Consider the following 7,628-nt stretch of genomic DNA (forward strand, 5'->3'; position numbering starts at 1 on the left):
CCGGTCCGGGCCGCAGGCGGACCCGGCGCTGCACGAACCACCCGAACCATCCTCGTCACCCTCGTACGAGAAAGCAGAGAGCCGTGTCCGCAGCAGTCTCCTCCCGCCTCCCGGTCTTCCCCTGGGACAAGCTCGCGCCCTACAAGTCGACCGCTGCGGCCCACCCGGACGGCATCGTCGATCTTTCCGTCGGCACGCCCGTCGACCCGGTGCCGGAGCTGATCCAGCAGGCGCTCGTCTCCGCCGCGGACAGCCCCGGCTATCCGACGGTGTGGGGGACGACGGAACTCCGCGACGCCCTCACCGGCTGGGTGGAGCGGAGGCTCGGCGCGGTCTCCGTGGCGCACGAGAACGTGCTGCCGGTCGTCGGCTCCAAGGAACTCGTCGCCTGGCTGCCGACGCAGCTCGGCCTCGGCGCGGGCGACAAGGTGGCGTACCCGCGGCTCGCCTACCCGACGTACGAGGTGGGTGCCCGGCTCTGCGGCGCCGAGCCCGTCGTCTACGACGACCCCACCGAGCTCGACCCGGCCGGACTCGAGCTGCTCTGGCTGAACTCGCCGTCCAACCCCACCGGCCGGGTCCTGTCCAAGGACGAGCTGATCCGGATCGTGGCCTGGGCGCGCGAGCACGACGTGCTGGTCTTCAGCGACGAGTGCTACCTGGAGCTCGGCTGGGAGGCCGAACCGGTCTCCGTGCTCCACCCCGATGTCTGCGGCGGCACGTACGAGGGCATCGTCGCCGTCCACTCGCTCTCCAAGCGCTCCAACCTCGCCGGATACCGCGCGGCGTTCATCGCGGGCGACGCGGCCGTCCTCGGCGAACTGCTGCTGATCCGCAAGCACGGCGGGATGATGACGCCCGCCCCGGTCCAGGCCGCCACTGTCGCGGCGCTCGGAGACGACACGCACGTGGCGGAGCAGCGGACCCGGTACGCGGACCGGCGTACCGCGCTGCGGACGGCGCTGGAGGCCCACGGCTTCCGGATCGAGCACAGTGAGGCGAGCCTCTATCTGTGGGCGACCCGCGACGAACCCTGCTGGGACACCGTGGCGTACCTTGCGGAGCTCGGCATCCTGGTGGCGCCGGGCGACTTCTACGGACCGGCGGGCGACCACTTCGTACGGGTGGCGTTCACGGCGACGGACGAACGTGTGGCAGCCGCGGTCACGCGGCTGTCCTGACCCCGTACCGGACAGGCGCGAGGGCCTCGGGAGCACGCACTTCCGAGGCCCTTTTGCGTGTCCGGTACGGGGTCAGCCGATCGGCAGACCGTGGGTGGGCAGGCCCTGCGTCGTCGGCAGACCGCCACCGGCGAGACCGCCGGCCGGCAGACCGCCCTCGGCCGCCGCGCCGGTGGCCCCGCCGACCAGCTCACCGGCGGCCTTCCGCGCGGCGGGGGCGGCCTTGCTGCCCGTGCTGCCGACGGTCTTGCGCGCGGCCGGGACGGCCGTCCCGACGATCTTGCCGCCGGCGGCACCCGCGACCTTGGTGCCCTGCTCGGGCGCGCCGTCGAGGGTCTTGCCGAGACCGGCGCCGTCGACGGTCGTCAGACCGCCGAGCTCCGGGGCATGCGGGAGCTCCGCGGCACCTGCGGCGCCGGCCGCACCGACCACGGGGGCTGCACCCGCCGCGATCAGCAGCGCGGCACGGGCGATCCGACGGGTCAGGGGGAGGGACATGATGCTCCTTCGACGGGATGTGGAATCTGTCTGTCCGTTGACCGGACGCAGTGACAACCGTCGTGGGGGCGGGGGAGGTTGCGGTGGACCGAAGTAAAGAGTCGGTCATGCGTCACATAATCCACAACGGAGGAACCCGGGCAAACATTGCATTTCCCGAACGCCGGACGAGCCGCCACTTCCCTTTTGCCGCAAGGGAAATGGCGTATGAAGGGGAGAGTTTCCCAGGCGTGTGGTGACGGCAGCTTCCGGACGGGCTGGATGGCCCCTACGAGGGATCCTTCGCACTGATGTCCCTCCCGGCAGGCTGTGCCCCGTCGCACCGTCCGGCATACCCGCTCGCAAGGCGGAGGGGCGCCCCGATACGTCCGGTATCGGTCCGAGCCCGACAACGTGGCGAGCGTGCGTGCCAGGCGCCGCCTGGCAGGCGGGACTTTCGAAACACGTCCTAGCGAACGAGCTGTATGCGGACCTGCGTGGTGCTTGATTCCTCACGGTCCGTCCGCCAGCCCGATCCGGTATTCCACACCCGGCCCGCGTACGCGACCTCGTCGATGCCCAGCGATTCGGCCTGCGCCACCGCCCAATGCGCGAGCTCCCAGCCGCGCTGCGCCCTGCCGCCCTCCCCGGCGGTCCGCGCCGCCTTCACCGGCACCGTGACCGTGCCCGCGGCCGGCGCCCCGGCCGACACCCCGTCACCCGCCCTCCCCGAGGGGGACAGCACACCCTTGCCGAAGGCCCGTACCAGCGCCGACCGCACCTGTGCCGCATCGGCGGGCCCCGCTGCCGTCTGCGTCGGCGTGCAGGTCAGCGCGGCGGGCGTACGGCCGGTCAGCGCGGCGGACAGCAGCGCGGCATCCGGCTCGTGCTTCGCGTACGCCTGCGGGAAACCACTGCGCTGCACCCGCTGCGCGGCGACCGTCAGCGGCAAGCGCGAGTAACCGGGCACCTCGGCCAGATGCTGGTAGAACATCCCGGCCGAGTAGACCGGGTCCAGGATCTGCTTCTCGGTGCCCCAGCCCTGCGAGGGACGCTGCTGGAACAGTCCCAGCGAGTCCCGGTCGCCGTGCGAGATGTTGCGCAGCCCGGACTCCTGCATCGCCGTCGCCAGTGCGATCGTCACCGCACGCTCAGGCATCCCCCGCGTGGTGCCGACCGCGGAGATCGTCGCGGCGTTCGCGGCCTGCTCCGGGCTCAGCCGGTACGTACGTCCCCGGCCCGTCGAGCCGTCGGGGGACTGCACGGTGCACCGCTCGACGCCCTTGTTGCCCGAGATGTACTGAATGGCCAGATAGCCGGCCAGGGCCACGAGCACGGCAAAGGCAGCTGCGATACGCAAGAGGCGGCTGCGGCCGGTGTGTCGGCGGGCGGAGGAGGGGGTCCGGGGCACGCGCCCACCGTACTGGAGGGCCCGGCCGGGTCCGAGGGCGAAGTCCCTCAAGGGTTTTCCTTCCGGATCACGCCGGGCTCGCGGGGTCCCCGATCGGGCTCGATCCGAAAGACGGTCCCTGGGCCCGCCCGGCGGATCAGGGCCGGACAGGCCTTAGGGTCGGGACCATGCCCGAAAGCACCCTTGACCTCACCCTGGACGGCCCGGCCCTCACCGCCCGCCTCGTCGACTTCCCGTCGGTCAGCGGGGACGAGAAGGAGCTGGCCGACGCGATCGAGACGGCCCTGCGCACGCTCCCGCACCTGACCGTCGACCGGCACGGCAACAACGTCGTGGCCCGGACGAACCTCGGTCGCGACGAGCGCGTCGTACTCGCCGGACACATCGACACCGTGCCGATCGCCGACAACGTGCCGTCCCGGCTCGACGAGAACGGCGTGCTCTGGGGCTGCGGAACCTCCGACATGAAGTCGGGCGTCGCCGTCCAGCTGCGGATCGCCGCGACCGTGCCCGAGCCCAACCGCGACCTCACCTTCGTCTTCTACGACAACGAAGAGGTCGCCGCGCACCTCAACGGGCTCGGCCATGTCGCAGACGCCCACCCCGACTGGCTGGTGGGCGACTTCGCCGTCCTCCTCGAAGGGTCCGACGCCCAGGTCGAGGGCGGCTGCCAGGGCACCCTGCGGGTCTTTCTCCGTACGGAAGGGGAGCGGGCGCACTCCGCGCGCAGCTGGATGGGGTCCAACGCCATCCACGCGGCCGCTCCGATCCTCACCCGCCTCGCCGCCTACGAACCGCGCCGACCGGTCATCGACGGGCTGGAGTACCGCGAGGGCCTGAACGCCGTCCGTATCGAGGCCGGCGTCGCCAACAACGTCATCCCGGACGCCTGCACCGTCGTCGTCAACTACCGGTACGCCCCCGACCGCAGCCCCGAGGAAGCCCTCGCCCACGTCCACGAGGTCTTCGCGGACTGCGGCGTCGTCGAGTTCACCGTCGACGACCACTCCGGCGCGGCGATGCCCGGCCTCTCCCACCCGGCGGCCAAGGCGTTCGTGGAGGCCGTCGGCGGTACCGCGAAGCCGAAGTTCGGCTGGACGGACGTCTCCCGCTTCGGTGCGCTGGGCGTCCCCGCCGTGAATTACGGGCCCGGTGACCCGGTCCTCGCGCACAAGCGCAACGAGCACGTGGCGGTCGACCGGATCACCCACTGCGAGGACCGGCTGCGCTCCTGGCTCACCAGCTGACCGACGGCATTCCCCTGCCGGTAACCTCCATGGATCTACCCTGATCTGACACAGCACGTCGTCATGGCGTCACGTCGTCGGAGGGAGCAGGCCATGGGCAACCCCGAAGAAGCTCACGTCCCCGAGGAGCAGCGGCTCGGTCCAGTACTGCGCCGCAGGGAACAGGTACAGCCGGGCACCACCGATCAGCGGTTGCTGGACTCCGAGGGCGATTCCGAGTGGGTGCACACCGATCCCTGGCGGGTGATGCGCATCCAGTCGGAGTTCGTCGAGGGCTTCGGCGCGCTGGCCGAGCTGCCGAGCGCGATCAGCGTCTTCGGCTCGGCCCGCAGCCCGGCGGACGGCCCGGACTACGAGGCGGGCGTACAGATCGGCAAGGCGCTGGTCGAGGCCGGTTTCGCGGTGATCACCGGGGGCGGTCCCGGAGCGATGGAGGCGGCGAACAAGGGGGCGCGGGAGGCGAAGGGCATCTCGGTCGGCCTCGGTATCGAGCTGCCCTTCGAGTCCGGGCTCAACCCGCACGTCGACATCGGCGTGAACTTCCGCTACTTCTTCGTCCGCAAGACGATGTTCGTGAAGTACGCGCAGGGCTTCGTCGTCCTGCCCGGCGGCCTCGGCACACTCGACGAGCTCTTCGAGGCGCTCACCCTCGTCCAGACGGGCAAGGTGACCCGCTTCCCGATTGTGCTCTTCGGCACCGCGTACTGGGGCGGCCTGGTGGACTGGCTGCGGAACACGGTGGTGGCGCAGGGGAAGGCGTCCGAGAGGGACATGCTGCTGTTTCACGTCACGGACGACGTGCACGAGGCGGTCGAACTGGTCACGAAGGAAGTCGGCCACTGGCCACGGTGAGGTCCCTCCGGCGGCTGAGACCGACGGGCACATGGGGGGTGGGTGAAGGAGCCGGATCCGGGGCGGCGCCCGGATCCGGAAAAGGCGGGCAGGGGGACGCGTCGCGCGCAGCGGCCCCGCCGCCCCGGGCCCGGCTCGCGCCCGCCCCGCCGCCGCTACACCAGCCCGCGCCGGGCCACCGCCGGCGCCCGGTGCCCTGCGATCGACGCCACCATGTCCAGCACCTGCCGCGTCTCCGCCACCTCGTGCACCCGGTAGACCTGCGCGCCAAGCCACGCCGAGACCGCGGTCGTCGCCAGCGTCCCGATGACCCGTTCCTTCACGGGCCGGTCGAGCGTCTCCCCGACGAAGTCCTTGTTGGACAGCGATACGAGGACGGGCCAGCCGGTCTCCGTCATCTCACCGAGGCGACGCGTCGCCTCCAGCGAGTGCCGGGTGTTCTTCCCGAAGTCATGACCGGGGTCGATCATGATGCCGTCCGGCCTGACGCCGAGCTCCACGGCCCGCTCGGCCAGCCCCACCGTCACCCGCAGGATGTCCGCCATCACGTCGTCGTACGCGATCCGGTGCGGCCGGGTCCGCGGTTCGGCTCCGCCCGCGTGCGTACACACCAGGCCCGCTCCGTGCCGCGCGGCCACCTCCGCGAGCTTCGGGTCGACACCGCCCCACGCGTCGTTCAGCACATCGGCACCGGCCTCGCAGACCGCCTCAGCGACTTCGTGGCGCCAGGTGTCGACGCTGATCACCACATCGGGGTGACGCCGCCGCACCTCGGCGACGAACCCGACGGTGCGGCGGGCCTCCTCCGCGGCGGTCACCTCCTCGCCGGGACCGGCCTTCACTCCGCCGATGTCGATGATCGCGGCGCCGTCGGCGACAACCTGCTCGACCCGGGCGAGCGCGGGCTCGTCGCGGAAGGTCGCGCCCTGGTCGTAGAAGGAGTCCGGAGTACGGTTCACGATCGCCATGATCACTGGCTCGTGCGCCCCGAATTCGCGCCGCCCCAGCCTGAGCACACCGCTTTGCATCCTGTGTTTCTCCTCTGGATAGATCCCCCGCCGCCGCCTGCGACCCTAACTGTCAGTACCGCATGGCACGATCGGAGGCGGACAGGTTTCCGCCCCAGGGGAGATGCGTGTGTTCTGGTTCTTGCTGCTGGCGATGGTGGTGGTCGTGGCCGCGGTCACCCTCGCGGTGGTCGGCGGAGGGAAGAGCGCTGTCCTGCAGGACGTGGCGCCCGAGCAGCTGACCGACCCGCTGCCCGCGACCCGTCCGGTCGGCCGCGCGGACGTCGAGGCGCTGCGGTTGCCGGTGACGGCACGCGGATACCGGATGGCCGACGTCGACGAGGCGCTCGGCCGGCTGGGCGCCGAGCTCGCCGAGCGGGACGCGCGGATCGCCGAGCTGGAGTCGGCGCTCGCCGGAGCGCAGGCGACGGCGGTGGGCGGTGTCGGGCTCCTCAAGGAGCCGCAGGACCGGCCGCGGCCCGAGCGGGCACCCCGGTCGGCGCCGCAGTCCGAGGAGCAGCCCGACCGGCAGCCGGAGCCGCGCTCCTGGCCCCCGTCCGGCCCCCAGTCCGGGCCCCGGTCCGGCGAGGAGCCGCCGCCCGGTCCGGAGTCCGGGCCCCGGTCCGGCGAGGAGCCGCAGCGATGAGCGGCGGCGCCGAAGCGGGGGCGGACGGCCGGCTGCGCTGCCCGTGGGGACTGTCCACCGATGACTACCTCGCCTACCACGACACGGAATGGGGCCGCCCCGTCCGCGGCGACGACGCCCTGTTCGAGCGCCTCTGCCTGGAGGCGTTCCAGTCCGGGCTGTCCTGGCTGACGATCCTGCGCCGCCGGGAAGGATTCCGCAGCGCCTTCGCCGGGTTCAAGATCCGTGCGGTGGCGGAGTTCACCGACGCCGACAAGGAACGCCTCCTTGCCGACGCCGGGATCATCCGCAACCGCGCGAAGATCGAGGCGACGCTCGCCAATGCCAAGGTGCTCGCCGCATGGCCGGACGGCGAGTTGGACGAACTGATCTGGTCGTACGCCCCGGACCTGGCCACCCGGCCAGCCCCGCGCACCCTCGGCGACGTCCCGGCGGTCACGCCGGAGTCCACCGCGCTCGCCAAGGATCTCAAGAGGCGCGGCCTGCGCTTCATCGGCCCCACCACGGCCTACGCCCTGATGCAGGCGTGCGGCCTGGTCGATGACCACCTGGCCGACTGCGTGGCCCGCGGCACGGGGGCGTAGCCGCGCAGCGGGGTCGGCGGTGCCGTGGAGGAAGCCACCCACCGGTGAGCAACCGTCCACGCCCCCCGGCCCGGACCGACCCCCGCGAGGCCCTAGGGTGTGTTTCGAAAGTCCCGCCTGCCGGGCGACGCCTGGCACGCACGCTCGCTGCGTTGTCGGGCTCGCCCCGATACGCCCAGTATCGGGGCGACCCTCCGCCTTGCGATCGCACGCACCAGACGCC

At 71.9% G+C, this 7,628-nt stretch carries 8 protein-coding genes; 5 read left to right on the forward strand and 3 right to left on the reverse strand.

All coding sequences use genetic code 11. The annotated features are described in order from the left end of the window. The first annotated feature begins 83 nt into the window (after positions 1–83). Positions 84–1,181 (forward strand): succinyldiaminopimelate transaminase, encoded by a 1,098-nt coding sequence (gene dapC / locus AB0N06_RS08435; RefSeq protein ID WP_366133913.1) that lies wholly within the window; start codon positions 84–86, stop codon positions 1,179–1,181. Positions 1,182–1,253: 72 nt separating this feature from the next. Here the strand turns inward: dapC and AB0N06_RS08440 are convergent, their stop codons facing one another. After that, positions 1,254–1,679 carry an ATP-binding protein gene (locus tag AB0N06_RS08440; RefSeq protein WP_366133914.1) on the reverse strand — a complete coding sequence of 142 codons (426 nt, stop codon included), beginning with the start codon at positions 1,677–1,679 and terminating at the stop codon, positions 1,254–1,256. Between the two features lie 448 nt (positions 1,680–2,127). Further along, entirely contained in the window at positions 2,128–3,069 is a 942-nt protein-coding gene (locus AB0N06_RS08445; RefSeq protein WP_366133915.1) for a hypothetical protein, read from the reverse strand. A 167-nt stretch (positions 3,070–3,236) separates the two neighbouring features. On the opposite strand from AB0N06_RS08445, the gene dapE reads away from it, so the two are divergent. Both dapE and AB0N06_RS08455 read left to right on the forward strand, forming a co-directional pair. Beyond that, positions 3,237–4,316, forward strand: coding sequence for a succinyl-diaminopimelate desuccinylase (dapE, locus tag AB0N06_RS08450; RefSeq protein ID WP_366133916.1), 1,080 nt, complete (start codon positions 3,237–3,239; stop codon positions 4,314–4,316). Positions 4,317–4,409: 93 nt separating this feature from the next. Next, positions 4,410–5,168 (forward strand): TIGR00730 family Rossman fold protein, encoded by a 759-nt coding sequence (locus tag AB0N06_RS08455; protein WP_366133917.1) that lies wholly within the window; start codon positions 4,410–4,412, stop codon positions 5,166–5,168. 155 nt (positions 5,169–5,323) lie between these two features. On the opposite strand, the gene folP is transcribed toward AB0N06_RS08455, so the two are convergent. Beyond that, on the reverse strand, positions 5,324–6,184 hold the full coding sequence (gene folP / locus AB0N06_RS08460; RefSeq protein ID WP_366133925.1) for a dihydropteroate synthase: 861 nt from the start codon (positions 6,182–6,184) through the stop codon (positions 5,324–5,326). A gap of 115 nt (positions 6,185–6,299) precedes the next feature. Between folP and AB0N06_RS08465 the strand changes: the two genes are divergently transcribed. Continuing rightward, complete coding sequence (locus AB0N06_RS08465) at positions 6,300–6,821, forward strand: DivIVA domain-containing protein (RefSeq protein WP_366133918.1); 522 nt, start codon at positions 6,300–6,302, stop codon at positions 6,819–6,821. Then, complete coding sequence (locus tag AB0N06_RS08470) at positions 6,818–7,405, forward strand: DNA-3-methyladenine glycosylase I (protein ID WP_366133919.1); 588 nt, start codon at positions 6,818–6,820, stop codon at positions 7,403–7,405. Before AB0N06_RS08465 ends, AB0N06_RS08470 begins: the two co-directional genes overlap by 4 nt. Positions 7,406–7,628 lie beyond the last annotated feature (223 nt).

Source organism: Streptomyces sp. NPDC051020 (assembly GCF_040683105.1).
Lineage (GTDB): Bacteria > Actinomycetota > Actinomycetes > Streptomycetales > Streptomycetaceae > Streptomyces.

What these genes read in the sequence shown, in the direction of transcription:
- AB0N06_RS08440 (WP_366133914.1), bottom strand. Translation starts at nt 1,679, where the DNA reads ATGTCCCTCCCCCTGACCCGTCGGATCGCCCGTGCCGCGCTGCTGATC.
- dapE (WP_366133916.1), top strand. Translation starts at nt 3,237, where the DNA reads ATGCCCGAAAGCACCCTTGACCTCACCCTGGACGGCCCGGCCCTCACC.
- AB0N06_RS08455 (WP_366133917.1), top strand. Translation starts at nt 4,410, where the DNA reads ATGGGCAACCCCGAAGAAGCTCACGTCCCCGAGGAGCAGCGGCTCGGT.
- AB0N06_RS08465 (WP_366133918.1), top strand. Translation starts at nt 6,300, where the DNA reads ATGCGTGTGTTCTGGTTCTTGCTGCTGGCGATGGTGGTGGTCGTGGCC.
- AB0N06_RS08470 (WP_366133919.1), top strand. Translation starts at nt 6,818, where the DNA reads ATGAGCGGCGGCGCCGAAGCGGGGGCGGACGGCCGGCTGCGCTGCCCG.